The 19,010-nt window shown below is 57.3% G+C and carries 14 protein-coding genes and 2 pseudogenes; 11 read left to right on the top strand and 5 right to left on the bottom strand.

The window, feature by feature from the left end:
• Positions 1–941 precede the first annotated feature (941 nt).
• Positions 942–1,462 (bottom strand): annotated as a pseudogene (locus MEB48_RS29295) (cupin domain-containing protein).
• A 112-nt stretch (positions 1,463–1,574) separates the two neighbouring features.
• Here MEB48_RS29295 and MEB48_RS01005 point away from each other — a divergent pair.
• From MEB48_RS01005 to MEB48_RS00995, 3 genes and pseudogenes are all read left to right on the top strand, one after another.
• A pseudogene (locus tag MEB48_RS01005) lies at positions 1,575–1,993 on the top strand (alpha/beta hydrolase); the annotation flags it as partial.
• 197 nt (positions 1,994–2,190) lie between these two features.
• The gene (gene potE, locus MEB48_RS01000) at positions 2,191–3,582 is read left to right on the top strand and encodes a putrescine-ornithine antiporter (RefSeq protein ID WP_237881026.1); all 1,392 of its coding nucleotides are present in this window, start codon (positions 2,191–2,193) and stop codon (positions 3,580–3,582) included.
• Positions 3,579–4,484: an amino acid ABC transporter substrate-binding protein gene (locus MEB48_RS00995; protein ID WP_237881024.1), complete on the top strand. Its 906-nt coding sequence runs from the start codon at positions 3,579–3,581 to the stop codon at positions 4,482–4,484. Before potE ends, MEB48_RS00995 begins: the two co-directional genes overlap by 4 nt.
• Positions 4,485–4,585: 101 nt before the next feature.
• Here MEB48_RS00995 and MEB48_RS00990 read toward each other — a convergent pair whose 3' ends face one another.
• Positions 4,586–4,783, bottom strand: a complete 198-nt coding sequence (locus MEB48_RS00990; protein ID WP_008069978.1) for a YbdD/YjiX family protein — start codon at positions 4,781–4,783, stop codon at positions 4,586–4,588.
• Between the two features lie 15 nt (positions 4,784–4,798).
• Positions 4,799–6,856 carry a carbon starvation CstA family protein gene (locus tag MEB48_RS00985; RefSeq protein WP_237881022.1) on the bottom strand — a complete coding sequence of 686 codons (2,058 nt, stop codon included), beginning with the start codon at positions 6,854–6,856 and terminating at the stop codon, positions 4,799–4,801.
• Between the two features lie 510 nt (positions 6,857–7,366).
• Here MEB48_RS00985 and MEB48_RS00980 point away from each other — a divergent pair.
• Both MEB48_RS00980 and MEB48_RS00975 read left to right on the top strand, forming a co-directional pair.
• Entirely contained in the window at positions 7,367–8,728 is a 1,362-nt protein-coding gene (locus tag MEB48_RS00980) for a cache domain-containing protein (RefSeq protein ID WP_237881020.1), read from the top strand.
• Positions 8,729–8,761: 33 nt separating this feature from the next.
• Positions 8,762–9,394: a response regulator gene (locus tag MEB48_RS00975; protein WP_018925859.1), complete on the top strand. Its 633-nt coding sequence runs from the start codon at positions 8,762–8,764 to the stop codon at positions 9,392–9,394.
• A gap of 7 nt (positions 9,395–9,401) precedes the next feature.
• Here the strand turns inward: MEB48_RS00975 and MEB48_RS00970 are convergent, their stop codons facing one another.
• The gene (locus MEB48_RS00970) at positions 9,402–9,926 is read right to left on the bottom strand and encodes a transporter suffix domain-containing protein (protein WP_237881018.1); all 525 of its coding nucleotides are present in this window, start codon (positions 9,924–9,926) and stop codon (positions 9,402–9,404) included.
• 280 nt (positions 9,927–10,206) lie between these two features.
• On the opposite strand from MEB48_RS00970, the gene MEB48_RS00965 reads away from it, so the two are divergent.
• From MEB48_RS00965 to MEB48_RS00955, 3 genes are read left to right on the top strand one after another with little or no spacing between them, the layout of a single operon-like run.
• On the top strand, positions 10,207–11,739 hold the full coding sequence (locus MEB48_RS00965) for an efflux transporter outer membrane subunit (RefSeq protein WP_237881016.1): 1,533 nt from the start codon (positions 10,207–10,209) through the stop codon (positions 11,737–11,739).
• Positions 11,736–12,875 carry an HlyD family secretion protein gene (locus MEB48_RS00960; RefSeq protein WP_237881014.1) on the top strand — a complete coding sequence of 380 codons (1,140 nt, stop codon included), beginning with the start codon at positions 11,736–11,738 and terminating at the stop codon, positions 12,873–12,875. The genes MEB48_RS00965 and MEB48_RS00960 overlap by 4 nt, the downstream gene beginning before the upstream one ends.
• The gene (locus MEB48_RS00955) at positions 12,865–13,941 is read left to right on the top strand and encodes a DUF2955 domain-containing protein (protein ID WP_237881012.1); all 1,077 of its coding nucleotides are present in this window, start codon (positions 12,865–12,867) and stop codon (positions 13,939–13,941) included. The genes MEB48_RS00960 and MEB48_RS00955 overlap by 11 nt, the downstream gene beginning before the upstream one ends.
• Here the strand turns inward: MEB48_RS00955 and MEB48_RS00950 are convergent.
• Positions 13,935–14,849 carry a helix-turn-helix domain-containing protein gene (locus MEB48_RS00950; protein WP_237881010.1) on the bottom strand — a complete coding sequence of 305 codons (915 nt, stop codon included), beginning with the start codon at positions 14,847–14,849 and terminating at the stop codon, positions 13,935–13,937. The genes MEB48_RS00955 and MEB48_RS00950 overlap by 7 nt on opposite strands.
• Before the next feature lie 160 nt (positions 14,850–15,009).
• On the opposite strand from MEB48_RS00950, the gene MEB48_RS00945 reads away from it, so the two are divergent.
• The 3 genes from MEB48_RS00945 (at position 15,010) to MEB48_RS00935 (ending at position 18,897) form a co-directional block, all read left to right on the top strand.
• On the top strand, positions 15,010–16,368 hold the full coding sequence (locus tag MEB48_RS00945) for a glutamine synthetase family protein (RefSeq protein ID WP_237881007.1): 1,359 nt from the start codon (positions 15,010–15,012) through the stop codon (positions 16,366–16,368).
• A gap of 142 nt (positions 16,369–16,510) precedes the next feature.
• Positions 16,511–17,599 (top strand): polyamine ABC transporter substrate-binding protein, encoded by a 1,089-nt coding sequence (locus MEB48_RS00940; protein ID WP_237881006.1) that lies wholly within the window; start codon positions 16,511–16,513, stop codon positions 17,597–17,599.
• Positions 17,596–18,897, top strand: a complete 1,302-nt coding sequence (locus tag MEB48_RS00935) for an NAD(P)/FAD-dependent oxidoreductase (protein WP_237881003.1) — start codon at positions 17,596–17,598, stop codon at positions 18,895–18,897. Before MEB48_RS00940 ends, MEB48_RS00935 begins: the two co-directional genes overlap by 4 nt.
• The last annotated feature ends 113 nt before the right edge of the window (positions 18,898–19,010 follow it).

Raw genomic sequence — 19,010 nt, 5'->3', positions numbered from 1 at the left:
AATTAAAGCAATACGTTTACCAGCTCCCCACAAACAAATAGCCAATAATGACTGGATACTTAAGTCGCGAATAAGGGGCAGCAAAGCAAGGCAATTTCATCCATATATTAAGTGACCCGTTCCACGATCGGATTTTGTCCTTAATACGTGAATGAAATCTTCCATTCGGTTTTTGTCCTTAATTCGCCCAAATAGATGAATGTCCCGTCGGTAGGGGCTTCGCCTGGTCAGGCAGCGTCCAAGCGTTGCGGTTTTTGTCCTGAATTCGTCAAACGAACGCCTTGGGACAGGCCGCAGATCAATACAACCCAGATTTCCGTGAGAATGCTTCCACGGCAGCTGAACATTTAAGAAAAATGCTGAAAGCCCCGAAAACAGCGGCTTGTCAGCATTGTAAATGTGATTTTAAGGCCTTAAACGAATCCCAACGGTTTCCAGTCATTTTTCGGTTTTTGTCCTAGATTCTCAAAGTAGGCCTGCGCCTCGGTTTTTGTCCTCAATCCTCAAAAAACGGCTACAGGCCCCGGTTCCATGGGGTTTCGAGGGCCCAGAAACGTCGCGTACGCCAGGCAGGTGTGTCCGTAATAACGCCAGCATGGAAGAAACGCCTCATACAATCGTTTGAACGTGACTCGTTATAAATCAATGTGTTACAGACACATAACCAGTCGACCTGTGTCCGGAATTCGTAATAAAAAGTGAGTTTTTGAGAGGAGTGAAATTGGCTGAACACCTTTATTTTCGGGGCTTACAGGGCAGTGATGACTCGTTTTGTCCACGATTCGCAACGGTCACATCGGGGATTGGTAGCTTGAAAGAACCTTTGGTAGAAGTTCCGCTCTGACATATGATTTAACATAATATACATTACACGTAACAACATATTTCAAGATTAAGCCGGTTGCACGTAGATTTTGAAACCCTGGATTCACTCAAGCCTCTTATCCTTGCGTCAGCTTTCCAAGCAGCTCCGCATGCTCGGGAAACTGCTCTTTAAGCTTCTGCCGATCACCCATTTTCAGATCTGAAAAATCAAACCCTGATGAAACTGCTTCACTGATCAAACCGTATTTCGCCAAACCATTCATTAGCTGCGAAGCTTTGCAGACACCACAAAGTACATGCAGCTGCAAACATTGCCCGGCCATAATGTCGCTGCCCATCACCAGTATTCAACGTGGCATCTGGAAAAAATCAGGCTGTGTTGAATCGGGTTTCCCAAATGGTAGTAATGAACGACGTCCGATTGATTCAGGTGAAAATGACCGATCGGCGAATCCTTGGTCAGCAAGTAATAAATTGAAGTCATCGAGTGACGTTGACCGCCATTGATCTCGATAACGTAGCGATCAGATTGAAAGGTTCTTCGGTAGAAACCGCCTTCCATGTGAGCCTCCAGAGCCAATGCGGCGATTACTGCTTCAGCGTTGGGAATTTGAATGTTGAGCTCACTGTTAGTCATGGGGATTGCCCTCCTTCAAAAACTATGACTATTAGATAAATAGATTCGATAGATTATAACTATGCTAAATGGTTGTTTAGTCGTTTTATCCGAAAGTGTTTAAAGCGTGAGCAAACGCAAAGTGACGGAACAACGCCAGCAGATCATTCGCGACGCCACCTGGCAGCGCTATGCCGAATTCCAGAAGGGGCGAAATCCGCTATACCGGCGGCACGCCGCTCAAACTGACCGGGAATGCAGTGGGTGACGAGTTCTACGATTTCTATCCGTTCAATGACATCGAGACTATCTCCCCTCGCCCGCTGCTATTCATTGCCGGCGCCCAGGCACATTCACGCGAGTTCATTGAAGATACCTACACGCGCGCTGCCGGAGCCTAAAGAGTTGCTCATTATTCCAGATGCCGGACACGTGGATCTTTACGACCGGGTCAATCTCATTCCATTGGCCAAGTTGACCACGTTCTTCAAAAGCAACCTGAAGTACCCTGTTGGACGATTGATTGAGCCAAATCAGATGATTGAACAGTAAACAAAGTCAGCTTGTTGTTTCAAGTCTCCTGCTTTGGAGTCAGGCAATGTCGGCTATTTCATTTTGCTGTTCAGAACCCCAAAAGCCATCTTCGATGAGTCTAACTGGCGATAAAACTGTACGAAGAGCACTTTCCGGACCTTGAACATGACAATCACGGCTATGGTCAATGTGTTGAGCAGATCAAGGGGTTTGCGATGGCCGACTCAAGCAAGAAAATGAGCCTCATGGGGCTCACTACACTGGTGACGGTGAACATGATGGGGTCCGGCATCATCATGTTGCCGACGAGCATGGCCCAACTCGGGGCCGTTTCGTTGCTGTCATGGGTCGTCACTGCCGTCGGTTCCATGGCCATCGCGTACTGCTTTTCCCAGTGCGGCATCTACTGTCTGCGCTCAGGCGGGTTGTCTGCCTACACTGAAGAGGCGCACGCCAAATCAGGCTTCTTTCTCTGTTCGTATCTGTATTTTCTCTCGCTGGGCATCGCCAACGTGGCCGTCGCCATCTCCGCGGTGGGCTACATGACATCGTTCGTGCCTTGGCTGGGCAGTGGCGCCATTCCTCTGTTCATCGGTACGGTTGGCCTGCTCTGGTTGACCACCGCGGCCAATTTCGGTGGCCCCGGTGTCACCGGCAAGATCGGCGCGATTACTGTGTGGGGTGTGATCATCCCGGTGGCTGGCTTGAGCATCATCGGTTGGTTCTGGTTCAAGCCCGATGTGCTGATTGCCGCCTGGAATCCGAACGATCTGCCGATCTCCGACGCGATCGGTAAGGCGATTCCGCTGACCTTGTGGGCGTTCCTCGGCATGGAGTCGGCGGCGCAGGCCTCTGATGCGGTGGAAGATCCCAAGCGCACCGTACCGTTGGCCTGTCTGTTCGGCACGCTGGGTGCGGCAGTGGTCTATGTGCTGTCGACCACGGTCATCCAGGGCATCATACCCAATGCCGAACTGGCCAACTCTTCGGCCCCCTTCGCACTCGTTTATGCACATATGTTCAATCCCACGGTCGGCAACGTCGTCATGGCGCTGGCAGTGATGGCCTGTGTCGGTTCGCTGCTGGGCTGGCAGTTCACCCTGGCGCAAACGGCCAAAATGACCGCTGACCAAGGGATGTTTCCGAAATTGTTCAGCAAGGTCAGCGCACAGGATGCGCCCATTGTCGGCATGCTCGTCTGCGGCGTCTTGCAGACCTTGATGGCGCTGTCGACCATCTCGCCCAATGCCAGCGCCCAGTTCGGAAAGCTCGTCAGCCTGGCAGCGGTGACCAACCTGATCCCCTACGTGACAGCCGCCACCGGCCTGCTGGTCATGATGTACAAAGCTAAAGTCAGTACAAGGATCTACACCCGCAACACGACATTATTGCTGATTGCCGTGGCCTATTCCTTGTACGCCCTTTATGCCTGCGGCAAGGATGCCGTATTCGGTGGCCTCATTGTCCTTACATTCGGTTACCTGCTTTATGGCTTCCTTTCCAAGCGTTTCGTCGAGACATCTCCAGCTGCTCAGACCACAGTCGGCAATCCTTCACTGGATCTTGAAAAGAGCACAGACATCCGTATGCGGGACGCCAGAATATGAACGTGAAACAGACCAAAGCTACCCATTTGCTGGTCGTCTGCCTGCTCACAATGGTGCCGGTACTGGCCGGTGCCAATACCCTTGAACGCGTGCGGGCGAGCAATACCTTCACCCTCGGCTATCTGCCGGACTTCGCACCTTTTAGCGTCCAGGCAGGCGACAAAGCCAGCGGTTATGCGATCGAGCTTTGTCTGAAGGTCGCCGACAAAGTCAAGACCGAGCTGGGTTTGCCCGCGTTACAGGTACGTTACCGCCCCGTCTCCATCAACGACGAGATGAGTGCCGTCAGCTCGGGCGAAATCGACATCCTCTGCACACCGACGCCTCCCACATTGGAGCGTCGCAAGCGTGTGAATTTTTCGGTACCGATCTATACGGCCGGCCTTTCGGCGGTGGTGCGCCAGGAAGCACCAGAAGCGTTGCTCAATGTACTTAACGGCAAAGTAGCCCATACCGGACCGACTTGGCGTGCGACCATCAACCGTGGGCTGTCCAACCAAACCTATGCCGCCACAGCTGGCGGCGTCACCGAGGCATGGATCCGTCAGAAAATGCGATTACTCGGCGTGGTGGCCACCCTAGTCACAGTCGAGAACACTGAAGCAGGCCTCAAACTGGTCGCCGAAGGCAAAGCCGATGCCTTCTTCGCCGAGCGCATGATGCTGAAAAATCTCCTCGCCAATAACCATTCCGCAGGAAATCTGGTCCTTCTGGATCGAGTTTTTGAGTACTCGCCGACTGCAATGGCGGTGGATCGAAACGATGAAGATTTTCGTTTGCTGGTTGACACCGCGCTGAGTGAAATGTATCGATCGGGCGAGATCGAGCAGGCATACGGCACCTACCTGGAAGGCATTACCGACACGGACAAAAAGCTGTTCAAGGTCTATGCGATACCGTAGAGACGACAAAAAAGCCCGGCCTGCCGACGGTAGCCTCTCGAAAGATCGCTATCGCCGGCAGGCCGGGCTCCTAAAGCAGAATACTGCTTAGATGTTCCGCATCAACAGCACTTCGGTCCCGCCTTGCTGCCGTAACGAGCCTCCTGACGTTCCCGAAAGAACACCTCGTAGCTCATCAGCGGTTTGTCCGGATGTTTGGTTTGCATGTGCTCAACGTAAGTGTCGTAGTCAGGCATGCCAACCATCAAGCGCGCGGCCTGACCGAGGTATTTACCAAGGCGACTCAGGTCATTGAACATGGGCACCCTCCTCCATCAAGCATCTGGCAGCGCCTGGAATGGTGCTTCTTTATCCGTACGCTCTTTGGTGCCCCAGGCGGCTATACCGACCTTGAGCGCAAAGAACAGGATGCTGAACACCACCAGCAAAAACAGCACGGTCAGCGTTGCATTGGTGTAAGCGTTGTAGATCACGTGCTGCATCTGCTCGATGCTCTTGGCCGGGGCCAGGACCTGACCGTTGGCCAGCGCATCGCTGTATTTCTTCGCCAGCGCCAGGAAGCCGATGGCCGGGTTGGCATCGAACAGCTTGATGAAACCGGCGGTGGTGGTGCAGATCAGCAGCCACACCGCTGGCAGCATGGTCACCCACACGTAGCGTTGGCGTTTCATTTTGATCAGCACCACGGTCGCGAGCATCAGCGCGATACCCGCCAGCATCTGGTTGGAGATGCCGAACAGCGGCCACAAGGTGTTGATCCCGCCCAGCGGGTCGATCACGCCTTGGTACAGCAGGTAACCCCACATCGCCACACAACCGGCGGTGGCGATCAGGTTGGCGGTCCAGGACTCGGTGCGCTTGAGCGCCGGAACGAACGAGCCGAGCAAATCCTGCAGCATGAAACGCCCGGCACGGGTACCGGCATCCACCGCAGTCAGGATGAACAGCGCTTCGAACAGGATCGCGAAGTGGTACCAGAATGCCATGGTGTTTTCACCCGGCAGAAGTTGGTGCAGGATTTGTGCGATACCGACCGCCAGGGTCGGCGCACCGCCGGCACGGGCCAGGATGGTGGTTTCACCGATGTCCTTGGCCACTGTTTGCAGAGCCTCCGGGGTAATCGCGAAGCCCCAACTGCTGACCGTCTGAGCCACCGAAACAGCATCGGAGCCTACAAGGGCCGCCGGGCTGTTCATCGCAAAGTACACGCCTGGCTCGATCACCGACGCAGCCACCATGGCCATGATGGCGACGAAGGATTCCATCAGCATGCCGCCATAACCGATGTAACGGGCATGGCCTTCACTGGCGAGCAGCTTCGGCGTGGTGCCGGAAGCAATCAGTGCGTGGAAGCCGGACACCGCGCCACAGGCAATGGTGATGAACAGGAATGGGAACAGACCGCCTTTCCATACCGGTCCGGTGCCGTCGATGAACTGGGTCAATGCCGGCATCTTCAGCTCGGGCATGGTAATCAGAATGCCGATCGCCAGCGCAACGATGGTGCCGATCTTCAGAAACGTTGACAGGTAATCGCGAGGAGCGAGGATCAGCCACACCGGCAACACTGCGGCGACGAAACCGTAACCGATCAGCATCCAGGTGATCTGGATTCCGGTGAAGGTAAAGGCTTTGGCCCAGACCGGATCAGCGGCAATCTGCCCGCCCAGCCAGATCGAACCCAGCAGCAATGCCACGCCGATTACCGAGATTTCACCAATGCGACCCGGGCGGATGTAGCGCATGTAGATGCCCATGAACATCGCGATCGGGATGGTCGCCATCACCGTGAAAATCCCCCACGGGCTTTCGGCCAGGGCTTTGACCACGATCAGCGCCAGCACCGCGAGGATGATGATCATGATCAGGAAGCAGCCAAACAGCGCGATGGTCCCGGGGATGCGGCCCATTTCTTCACGGACCATGTCGCCCAGGGAACGGCCGTTGCGGCGGGTGGACAGGAACAGGACCATGAAGTCCTGAACCGCACCGGCCAGCACCACCCCGGCAATCAGCCACAGCGTACCGGGCAGGTAGCCCATCTGCGCCGCCAGGACCGGGCCGACCAGCGGCCCCGCGCCAGCGATGGCTGCGAAGTGGTGACCGAACAGCACGTGTTTGTTGGTCGGTACGTAGTCCAGACCATCGTTATTGAGTACGGCGGGAGTGGCTCGATTGGGATCGAGTTGCATCACCTTGGTGGCGATGAACAGGCTGTAATAGCGGTAGGCAACGAGATAGATAGCGACTGCTGCGACTACGATCCAGAGGGCGTTGATGGCTTCGCCGCGGCGCAGGGCCACGACACTCAGCGCAAACGCTCCCAGGACAGCCACGGCAAACCAGGCGAGGTGTTTAGCCAGACGGGGCATAGCGTGTCTCCTGCCGACAGCCAGTGGCTGCGGCGGTAATTTTTATAATTGTGTCCGCTGTGCGGAGCGGGCCCAATATCCGCCCATGCTGTCGACAAATAAATCCGCGTTACTACGTACGTGGCGTCTACGTAGTTCTACGTAGACGCCACTGATCTGTCTGTTGAAATGCAACACCTGTGGGAGCGGGCTTGCCCCAATGTCAGTCAGTTAAGCGCAATTCCTGTAGGAGCGAGCTTGCTCGCGAAGACGGAAGTACAGTCAACATTGATGTCGCCTGATAAACCGCTTTCGCGAGCAAGCTCGCTCCTACAGGGTTCCGTGCCTTAACTGACTGGAATTGGAGCTTGCCCGCGATAGCGGTTTATCAGTCAACGATGATTGAATGTACTGGCCTCTTCGCGGGCAAGCCCGCTCCCACAGGTTTTGCATTTCATCACAACCGCAGGCGCGTATCTTTGGCATATGATGCCGGGCCTTCGCCTTCCCTCGGTCTGGCCAGGAGTAGAGATGCAGCTCAAACACAAAATCGTCGCGCTCGGGATTCTGCCGCTGGTGTTGGCGATCGCGGTCATCTGCGCGCTGGTGATTTCCCTGAACCGTCAACTGGGGGATCAGCAGGCGCAATTGATCGAAGACAGCATTCTGGCGAGCAAACGTGCAGAGTTGAAAAATTACGTCGAAATGGCGCAAAGCCTGATCGCGCCGTTGTACGACAACGGCCGGGGTGACGAGCGCGCACAGCAACAAGTGCTGGAAGAACTGCGCAAGCTCAGCTTCGGCATCAATGGCTATTTCTTCGTTTACGACCGCGAGGGTCGCAGTCTGATGCACGCGCGCCAGTCAGAGCTGGTGGGCCAGTACCTATGGGACATGACAGACCCTCACGGTTTGCCAGTGATCCAGGCGTTACTCAAAAGTGCCCAGTCCGGCGAAGGCTTTCAACGTTACGCCTGGAACAAACCTTCTTCCGGCCAGGTGACCGACAAGCTTGCCTACGTGGTGATGCTGGACCGTTGGGGCTGGATGCTCGGCACTGGCATCTACCTTGAAGACGTTGAACGCGCCACCCAGCAAGCGCGTGCCGAGGTAGCTCAGGGCATCCGCAAAACCATGCTGGCGATTGCCGTGGTGGCCCTCGTGGCGGTGTTATTTGTGTTCGCCAGTGGCATGACGCTGAACGTCAGCGAACATCGCCTGGCCGACAAAAAACTCCAGCGCCTGACCCAGCGTATCGTCAGCCTGCAGGAGGAAGAACGATCCCGGGTTTCCCGAGAGCTGCACGACGGAATCAGCCAGCTACTGGTGTCTATCAAGTTTCAGTTCGAACTGGCCAGCCATGTGCTGGAGAATGGGCAAGACAAGGGATTGGGCATTTTAAGAGACGCCACGCAGCGCCTCGGGGATGCCATTGGCGAAGTTCGCAGCCTCTCCCACGACCTGCGTTCGTCGCTGCTCGACACCCTTGGCCTGCCAGCGGCAATCGGTCAACTCGCCGCAGAATTCGAGCAACGCAGCGGTCTTGTCGTGACTTTCAACGATAACGAATTCGACTGCCATCTGGTCGATGGCGCCGCCGTCTCGTTGTTTCGCATCGTGCAAGAAGGCCTGACCAATGTCGAACGCCACGCACAAGCAAAACACGTCATCATTACCCTGCACGGTTCTGAAAAGTCCGTACGGTTGACGGTGGTCGATGACGGTATCGGTTTCAACGTCGCCCAGGTCGAACGTCGTCACGCTGGCATTGGCCTGCGCAATATCCGTGAGCGTGTCGAGCATTTTGGCGGTCGATTCGACCTGACATCGATGCCGGGAAGAAGTGAGCTCGACGTGCTGTTGCCAATGAAGTTACCCAGTACAGAACGCTGACTCACCCCATAACAATTAGAGTGAATGCCTGCGATGAACCTGCCCTACCCGATCCGCGTCGCCCTGGTCGACGATCACTCCCTGGTCCGTGACGGGATCAAATCGTTGCTGGCGGTCATGGCGCCGCTGGAAGTGGTGGGAGAAGCCGAGAATGGCGCCGATGCCATTGAAATGGTCGGCCGCTGCCAGCCGGATTTGTTGCTGGTCGACATCAGCCTTAAGGACATCAACGGCCTCGAGCTGACCCGGTTGTTACGCAGTCAGTACCCCTCGCTCAAAGTGCTGGTGCTGAGCATGTACGACAACTATGAATACGTGAGTGAGTCCGTGCGCTCGGGTGCCAGCGGCTATGTGCTGAAGAACGCCCCTTCACGGGAAATCATTGCGGCGATCGAAGCCATTGTCAGTGGTGGAACGTTCTACAGTGCCGAAATCGCTCAACGGCTCATCGCCGATAAAAGTACCGACAATGAGCTTACGCCGCGTGAAAGTCAGGTGCTGTACAAGATGGCCCAAGGTCTGAACAACAAGGAAATGGCTCGCGAACTGGATATCAGTGTCCGGACGGTAGAAACCCATCGCCTGAGCATCCGTCGCAAGCTCAACATCGACAAACCCGCCGCCCTTGTAAAGTATGCGATCGATCACGGGATCATTTCGCGTTAAAAGCGATTTACACCGTACTCGTATTAACGACGCGTGCCGTGCGAATAAACAAGGCGCGTACCTTGTCCCAGAAATTCCCGCCCAACACGAAAAAGCTGCCGATCAACATGGCATCGCCCAGCGCCTGGAGTTGCCAGAGGTTCGGTCTCAGCCCCGGCCAAAGAGTGTCTACGTAAGGTTCGAGAAATGCCGAGATCAGCGGCAGGCAAAACATCACGAGGCCAATTCTATGCCGAGCCGGGCCTACTTCCACGTCTGCCGCCGGTGCCAGCGTGGAAACGTAACCAAACACGCTGCGCTTGAGTTGCTGAAAGCCGGATTTGCCCATGACGGCAATGACGAGGATCAACAGAATCTTGTTACTGATAAACAAAACGCCTGTCAGTGCCGCGATCTTTGAGCCTGGCACATCCGCTGCGGCAGCGAGCGGTACCATCAGCCAGGATCCCAGCATCAAGCAGATAATCGCGATACCCACTTTGAAACGCCATCCGGCGGAGCTGGGTGCAGTATTGTCCTGGGGGTTACTCATGATGTTCTTAACCTTCTCTTTTAACAGCAATTAATAACACGTCAGAAGCGTAGCATCTGGTCGATCCCAGATCATTTTTTCCTTACCGTTTATTTGTCCGACTGTACTAACCTAAGCGAAACCAAATCCTGTAGGAGCGAGGCTTGCCCGCGAAGAATGCACCGCAGCTTTTCAGGTATTACGCGTCATCGTTCTTCGCGGGCAAGCCTCGCTTTGCCCAGGCATTCAATATTAGGGACGCTCGGATGACGTTTTCACAAGATCTACTATCAGTGCACCGATGCTGACGCGCTCGGGTCGGTTGCTTCTGCTGGTCGCCCTTGGCCTTGGCGGCTGTGTCCGTCTGGGGCCGGATTTTCAGTCCCCCGGCGAGGCCTGGACAAAACACTGGAGCAGCCCCGCGCTTGAACAGGCCAGCCAACGAAGCTTGAATCCCGACATTCGCCAGTGGTGGCAAGTGTTCGCCGACCCGGTCCTCGACGCGTTGATCGCCGAATCGGATGCGCACAATTCAGACCTGAAAATTGCCGGCCTTCGCCTCATGGAAGCCCGTGCCCGATTGGGTATTGCGCAAAGCGGACGCTATCCGCAGCTGCAACAGGCCAGCGCCGACAGCCTGTACTTCAACCGTAAGCAGTCCGGTGGCAACAATCCGCAAGACAGCCACTTCTGGCAACACAGCGCAGGCTTTGACGTCGGTTGGGAGCTGGATTTCTGGGGGCGTTTCAGTCGGGCTATCGAATCGTCCGACGCCAGTTACTTCGCGGCACAAGCCAATTATGAAGACGTGCTGGTGCTGCTGCGTGCTCAGGTCGCCGACACCTACTTCTCGCTGCGCACCACCGAAGCGCGTTTGCGCGTCGCCCGCGAAAACGCCGAGCAGCAGAAGCGCAACTTTGAGATCACCGAAAAACTGTTCAACAGTGGCCAGACCGCCGAACTCGACTTGCAACAAGCCAAGACCCAATACCTGGGCACCTTGAGCAGCATTCCGGACCTTGAGGCGCAAGTGCTGCGCACCCGAAACGCGTTGGCCGTGCTGACCGGCCAACCGCCCAGCGCTCTGCCCCAATTGCTCGAAAATCAGGGACTGATCCCGCTGGTGGACCGAGCCGTGCTGCAAGACGTACCGGCCAATCTGTTGTTGCGTCGCCCGGACGTGCGCGCCGCCGAGCTCAATGTCGCCGCCCAGTCGGCACTGATCGGTGTGGCGGAAACCGACTTCTATCCGTCGCTGACCTTGCTGGGCAGCATCGTCTGGACCACCGACACGTTGAGCGGCACCTCCAACAGCCTGGACCTGATCGGTGGCCCCAGTCTGCGCTGGAACCTGTTTGACCATGGCCAGATCAGCAACAACGTGCGTGTGCAGGATGCGCGGTTGCAGCAGTTGATAGAGGTTTATCGCGACAAAGTCCGCCAGGCTGCACGGGAGGCCGATGATGCCGCCAGCAGTCTGATCAAATCACTGGAGCGCGAACGCATCCTGGGTGAAGCACAGGTCGCGGCCAAACGTTCGTTGAGCCTGGCCAGCACCCAATACCGGGAAGGTTACTCGGACTTCCAGCGCGTGCTGGATGCTCAACGCGCATTGCTCGAGCAGCAGGACAATTACCTGCTCAGCCGCAGCAATGCCGTGAGCAACCTGATCGCCCTGTACAAAGCCCTTGGCGGCGGGTGGTATAGCGCCCAGCCGACAGTCGATCAAAATACTCGCCAGCAAATGGAACAACGTACCGACTGGGGCAACCTGCTGACTGAACCGCCCCCTTCGCAAGCCTCCTATCCCATGCCAGAAGGTCAAAGCCGATGACTGAACCCTCGCCGCCAGTCACTGAAGCGCCCTCCCCCACGGCGCCCGAACCTGCTGCCGATCCCGCGAAAAAAGGCATCAAATGGGTGATGCTGCTGATCGTCCTGAGCCTGGCCTGGTACTTGTTGGCTGACCGTTTCACGCCTTATACGCAACAGGCTCGGGTGGGCGCCTTTGTCATTCCGGTGGCCGCCGAAGTGGCCGGCCGCGTGACCCGTGTGAACGTGCGCAACAATCAGGACGTCAAGGCAGGCGAAGTCCTTTTCGAGGTGGACCCGCAGCCGTACCAGATTGCCGTCGACCGCGCGCGCGCGGACCTCGAATCGACACGCCGCCAGATCGGTGCCAGCACTGCCGGTATTGCTTCGGCTCAAGCCAATTTGCGCGCCGCCCAGGCCAATGAACTCAAGGCGCGGCAGGACAATCAGCGTCTTGAAGGCTTGTACCGCGAAGACCCCGGCACCATTTCCGTGCGTCTGCTCGAAGTCTCTCGAGCCAGCCGTGAACAGGCCGTCAGTCAGGTCGCCGCGGCCCGTGCCGAAGTCCAGCGGGCACGGGAGCAGGAAGGGGGTAGCGAGGATGACAACGCGCTGTTGCGTAGCGCCGCCACGGCGTTGTCAAAAGCCGAACTGGATTTGTCCAACACGCAGATACGCGCACGGTCGGCGGGGCTGATCACCGATCTGCGCACCGATGTCGGACAGTTCGCCACTGCCGGCAGTCCGGTCATGACTCTTATTGCCATCCATGATGTGTGGATCAGCGCGGACATGACCGAAAACAACCTCGGCCTGGTCGAGGTCGACACCCCTGTTTCGATCGTTCTGGATGCATTGCCGGGGAAGGTTTTCGAAGGCCGTGTGCGCAGTGTCGGTTACGGTGTCAGCGTCGGTCAGAGCACTGCGCCCGGCAGCCTCCCCAGTGTGCAGAACAGCCGCGATTGGCTGCGCCCGGCCCAGCGTTTTCCGGTGATTATCGAGTTTTCCGAGGATTCAAGGAAAACGCTGTTCGCGAGTCGCGCCATCCGTGCCGGTGGGCAGGCTGAAGTCATGGCGTTCCCTACCGAAGACAATCCGCTGAACCTGCTTGGGCGTTTATTTGTGGGACTCATGAGCTGGCTGAGCTATGCCTACTAAAGAAGTGCCTACAAAAGGCGTGCCTATTAAGGGCGTGCCGGCTAAGCGCTCGCCCCGGGTTCAGCGCGCGCTGCGTCTGGCCACAGGCACGGCGCTGTGCCTGGCCATCAGCTTCGGCCTGGGGTTGCCGATCCCGTTTCTCGCGCCGGTGCTCGCCGTGTTGCTGTTGGCCACGCTCAATCGGCCTCTGCCCTTCAGGGCCGGACTGATACTTGCTTTGGTCGCCATGCTGACCACCGGCATCGGCTTGTTGCTGATCCCTGTCCTGCGTTACTACCCCTTCAGTGGCGTGCTGCTGATCGGTGTCAGTCTGTTCCTGGCCTTTGGTTTTGGGCTGCGTGGCGGTAACACCTTGATCATGACCTTTCTGATCATTGGCCTGACCATGATTTCCTCGGCCGGCGTCGCCGAGTTCGATCTGGCATTGATGGTCATCGGTGCCTTGGTCAAGGGTTTGATCCTTGTCGTCATCGTCTTGGCGTTTAGTCACTGGCTGTTTCCCGATCCGCCCAATGCACCCTCGCCACCCGCGGCCGCCGCTCTACCGGCGCCGGAGGTGAGCCGGGTCGCGCTACGTGCCACCCTGATCGTGCTACCCGCGTTTCTGCTGGCGTTGATTGACCCGACCTATCTGCCGATCATTTTGAAAGCGGTCAGTCTTGGCCAGCAGAGTTCGACGACAACGGCGCGCAACGCTGCTCATGAACTGCTCGGTTCGACCTTCATGGGCGGGCTGTTGGCCGTTGCGTTCTGGTGCGCGCTCAGCCTGTTTGTGCACCTGTGGATGTTCTTTTTGTGGATGCTCCTGTTCGGCTTGCTGTTGGCACGCAAGCTCTATGCGCTGAGCCCGACCCGACAAACCCCGGGGTTCTGGCTCAACACGCTGATCACGCTGATTATTCTGCTGGGCCAGTCGGTTCAGGACAGCGTCGCCGGGAAGGACGTCTATACCGCTTTCGCCGTGCGCATGGGATTGTTTATCGCCCTCACGCTCTATGCCTGCCTGATGGTTTATCTACTCGATCAACGGCAACGTCGTCCAGGTGTCAGTCAAGCCGATCACTGACACTCACTGTGTTTTCGGGCGAGCGTTTGACTGGGAAGTTCCTGGAACAAGGCTCGATAGCTGCTGGAAAATCGCCCCAAATGCCAGAATGACCAATCCATCGCCACTTGCGCGACCGTTGTTTCTCCGGCCGTTCGCCTGAGCAATTCACGACGCGCGCTGTTGAGCCGACGCAAGCGCAACCAATGCGTGGGGGTCATTGCGGTATACGCCTTGAACGCATGCTGTAACTGACGCAGCGAAACCCCGGCCACTTGGGACAGCTCCAGCAAATTGAGGGTTTCTTCCGGTGTGTCGGCAGCCCATTCGGCGACGCGCTTCATGATCGTTCGCTCGTCCGCCCGGCGCTGCAAGCCTGCGCGATCAAGGCACACGCAGGCGTTATCGAGGATGTACAAACAGTCCTCTAATAACTGCTGGGTCAACGCCTCTTTGCTCGGCGGATCCAGCGTCTGCGCCAGCCGCGTCAACGTCCCGCTCAACCAGCGGCTGAACAGCGCGTTCTGCCCTGAGTTGAGCGGCGACATGAACAAGCCTTCGAGCCGCGCCACGTCCAGGCGATGCCGTTGAACGAATTGCGGACCGAACACCACGGCGATTTCCTGGTAGTTCTCCGGGGTGATCCAGATGTTGCGGCTCTCACCGTTCAGCACGTACAGCGAGTTGTCGTTGCGATCGAAACAGAACGCTAGCGCGCCCTCGGGGGCACTGAAATTCTGCTCGACGCGGGTGTTCATCTGCTCCTCGTAAATCTCTACGCCTTGCAGGTCCAGATAGCGCACCCGCCCGGCGAAATGTCCCGGGGACATCTGCTGATAGTGCTGCACCCAACCCGGTGTGGCGCGGATTTGCTCGGCCACGTCGGCGGTGTTGAAGGCTTGAACCTGTAACGGATTGCACGCTGTCATGGGGCGCCTTACGCACTCTTTTGGTGCGCTTTGTGCTGTTTAAAGTGGATAGATGGAACGGCAAGGCTCACCCAAGATAGTCGTCAACGCGCCACAGGGGAAGTGTCCGGAGGATGAAGCCGCCCTCCCCGGCGTTAATCAAACCAACAACGAGGTCTTTATGAATGTCCCTTTCGATCAGCTGTTAACGTGGCTGAAAGATCACAAGATTACCGAGGTCGAGTGTGTGGTCAGCGACTTGACCGGTATCGCTCGCGGCAAGATTGCACCCACCAACAAGTTCCTGCATGAGCGAGGCATGCGCCTGCCGGAAAGTGTGCTGTTGCAAACGGTAACCGGGGACTTTGTCGACGACGACATCTACTACGACCTGCTCGATCCAGCCGACATCGACATGGTCTGCAAGCCCGTTTCCGACGCGGTTTACGTCATTCCATGGGCCATCGAGCCGACCGCCATCGTGATCCACGACACGTTCGACAAGTTCGGCAATCCGATCGAACTGTCGCCACGCAACGTGCTGAAGAAAGTGCTGCAGCTCTACACCGACAAAGGCTGGCAGCCGATTGTCGCGCCGGAAATGGAGTTTTACCTGACCCAGCGTTGCGAAGACCCGGACCTGCCGCTCAAGGCACCATTGGGGCGTTCGGGCCGTGCGGAAAGCGGTCGTCAGTCGTTTTCCATCGACGCCGCCAACGAGTTCGATCCTCTGTTCGAAGACGTTTACGACTGGTGCGAACTCCAGGGCCTGGACCTCGACACGCTGATCCACGAAGACGGCCCGGCACAGATGGAAATCAACTTCCGTCACGGCGATGCGCTCGATCTGGCGGACCAGATCACTGTGTTCAAACGCACCCTGCGCGAAGCGGCACTCAAGCACAACGTCACCGCGACCTTCATGGCCAAACCCATCGGTGACGAACCAGGCAGTGCCATGCATATCCATCAAAGCGTGGTGGACATCGCCACCGGCCAGCCGATTTTTGCCGATGCCGACGGGCAGATGAGCGAACTGTTCCTGCACCACATCGGCGGCCTGCAAAAGTACATTCCCAAAGTGCTGCCGATGTTCGCGCCCAACGTCAATTCGTTCCGCCGCTTCCTGCCCGACACTTCGGCCCCGGTCAACGTCGAATGGGGCGAAGAAAACCGCACCGTCGGCCTGCGCGTGCCGACCTCCAGCCCGGACGCCATGCGCGTGGAAAACCGCTTGCCGGGCGCCGATGCCAACCCTTATCTGGCGATCGCCGCGAGCCTGTTGTGCGGTTATCTGGGCATGGTCGAAAAGGTCGAGCCGAGCGCCGCCGTGCAGGGGCGTGCCTACGAGCGACGCAATCTGCGCTTGCCGATCACCATCGAGGACGCACTGACGCGCATGGAAGAGTGCGAAACCATCGAGCGCTATCTGGGCAGCAAATTCGTGCGGGGTTACGTCGCAGTCAAACGCGCCGAACACGAAAACTTCAAGCGCGTGATCAGCTCCTGGGAGCGGGAGTTCCTGTTGCTTAGTGTCTAGCACTTGATCGTTCCCATGCTCTGCGTGGGAACGCAGCCCGGGACGCTCTGCGTCCCAGAAGCGGACGCGGAGCGTCCGTTGAGGCATTCCCACGCAGAGCGTGGGAACGATCAACATCAAAACAATTAAAAGAGGTGTCGATATGTGTCTATTGAAATCCGTGGTTCCGGTCGCCCTGGCGTTGCTGTTCAGCGCCACTGCACAAGCTCAGCCAAGTGTGAACGTCTACAACTGGACCGATTACATCGGCGAGACCACCCTCGCCGACTTCCAGGCGAAAACCGGGATCAAGGTGATCTACGACGTGTTCGATTCCAACGAAACCCTGGAGGGCAAACTGCTCGCCGGCCGCACGGGTTATGACGTTGTGGTGCCCTCCAACCATTTCCTCGCACGTCAGGTGAAGGCCGGCGCGTTCCTGAAACTGGATCGCTCGCAGTTGCCCAACTGGAAAAGCCTCGACCCGAAACTGCTGGCCTTGCTGGAAAAAAACGATCCAGGTAATGAACATTCGGTGCCATACCTGTGGGGCACCAACGGTATTGGCTACAACGTCGACAAGGTCAAGCAGGTGCTGGGCATCGATCGCATCGATTCCTGGGCGGTGTTTTTCGAACCCGAAAATTTGAAGAAGCTCAGTCAGTGCGGCGTATCGATGATGGATTCGGCGGATGAAGTGTTCCCGGCGGTCCTGAATTACATGGGCATGGACCCGCTCAGCGAAAATCCCGAGGACTTTAAAAAGGCCGAAGCCAAACTGATGACCCTCCGGCCTTACATTACCTATTTCCATTCGTCCAAGTACGTGTCGGACCTGGCCAATGGCGACATTTGCGTTGCGTTCGGCTATTCGGGCGATGTGTTCCAGGCCGCGAACCGGGCCAAGGAAGCGAAGAATGGCGTGAACATCGCTTACTCGATTCCCAAGGAAGGCAGCAATCTCTGGTTCGACCTGCTGGCGATTCCTGCCGACGCCAACAACCCGAAAGAGGCAAATGCCTTCATCAATTACCTGCTGGACCCGCAAGTGATCGCCAAGGTCAGCGCCTCGGTCGGTTACGCCAATCCGAACCCGGCGGCCAAGCCATACATGGACCCGGAGCTGGTCAATAATCCAGAGGTCTATCCTCCTCAGGAAGTCCTCGACAAACTCTACATTTCAACTACCCCGCCTCAGGCGATCATGCGGCTGATGACCCGGTCCTGGAGCAAAGTGAAGTCCAACCAATGAACCAGTATGACAACGAACACGCTCATTCCTATTACGCCGCATCGGCCAAGGGCATGACACCCTACCCCACGCTGGACGCCGATCTTGAGGCCGATGTCTGCGTGGTGGGCGGCGGCTTTACCGGGGTCAACACCGCGATCGAACTGGCGCAGCGCGGGCTTTCAGTGATTCTGCTGGAAGGCCGGCGAATCGGCTGGGGCGCCAGCGGGCGCAATGGCGGGCAGTTGATTCGCGGCATTGGTCATGATGTTGAAGGTTTTGCCCGTTATGTCGGTCAGGAAGGCGTGCGCTATTTGGAGCGTGCAGGTATCGAATCGGTGGAGCTGGTGGGCAATCGTATCCGTGAGCATGGAATCGATTGCGACCTGCGCTGGGGCTTCTGCGAACTGGCCAACACCCCGGCGCAATTTGCCGCGTTCAAATTTGAACTGCAAAGCCTCGCCGCGTTGGGTTACGCCCATGAAACACGACTTGTCGGCCCCGGACAGATCCGCGCGCAGGTGGTGGCCTCCGATGCCTATGCCGGTGGCCTGATCGACATGGGCTCGGGTCACTTGCATCCGCTCAATCTGGTGCTCGGCGAAGCGCGCGTGGCCGAATCCCTTGGGGTGCGAATATTCGAACAAAGCCCGGCGCTGGAGTTGATTCACGGCAGCACGGTGCAGGTTCGCTGCGCCGGCGGCACGGTGCGCGCCGGCAGTCTGGTGCTGGGGTGTAATGCGCATCTGGAAGAACTCGAACCACGCCTGAGCGGCAAGGTGCTACCGGCGGGCAGTTACATCATCGCCACTGAACCTTTGGCACCTGAGGTTGCCGCACAATTGATCCCGCAGAACCTGGCGCTGTGCGACCAGAAAGTCGGCCTCGATTACTATCGGCTCTCGGCGGATCGACGCTTGCTGTTCGGCGGTGCCTGCCATTATTCCGGGCGCGATCCGTCGGACATCGAAGCCTACATGCGGCCAAAAATGCTCAACGTCTTCCCGCAGTTGGCGCAGGTACGCATCGACTATCAATGGGGCGGCATGATCGGCATCACGGCCAACCGTTTTCCCCAGGCCGGGCGTTTGAGCCAGTACCCGAACGTGTTCTACGCCCAGGGTTATTCCGGTCATGGCCTGAATGTCACCCACTGGTGCGCACGGTTACTCGCCGAAGCGATTCATGCCGGGCACAGCAAGGGGCTGGACGTTTTCAGCGCCGTGCCACACATGACCTTTCCGGGTGGAAAAGTTCTGCGCTCACCGCTATTGGCCCTCGGTATGTTCTGGTATCGTCTGCGGGAATTGCTCGGCTGAAGGAAGGGCTGTGGCAACAATGGGCGGCGTGCCGGTAACTGATGGGTTGAATGTCATGCCGTCTTCGCGAGCAAGCCCGCTCCCACATTTGACCGAGTTCTCTCAGAGGAATG

Origin of the sequence: Pseudomonas sp. PGPR40 (genome assembly GCF_022014505.1) — a bacterium.
Classification (GTDB): domain Bacteria; phylum Pseudomonadota; class Gammaproteobacteria; order Pseudomonadales; family Pseudomonadaceae; genus Aquipseudomonas.
This window is presented reverse-complemented; position numbering and strand designations above follow the sequence as displayed.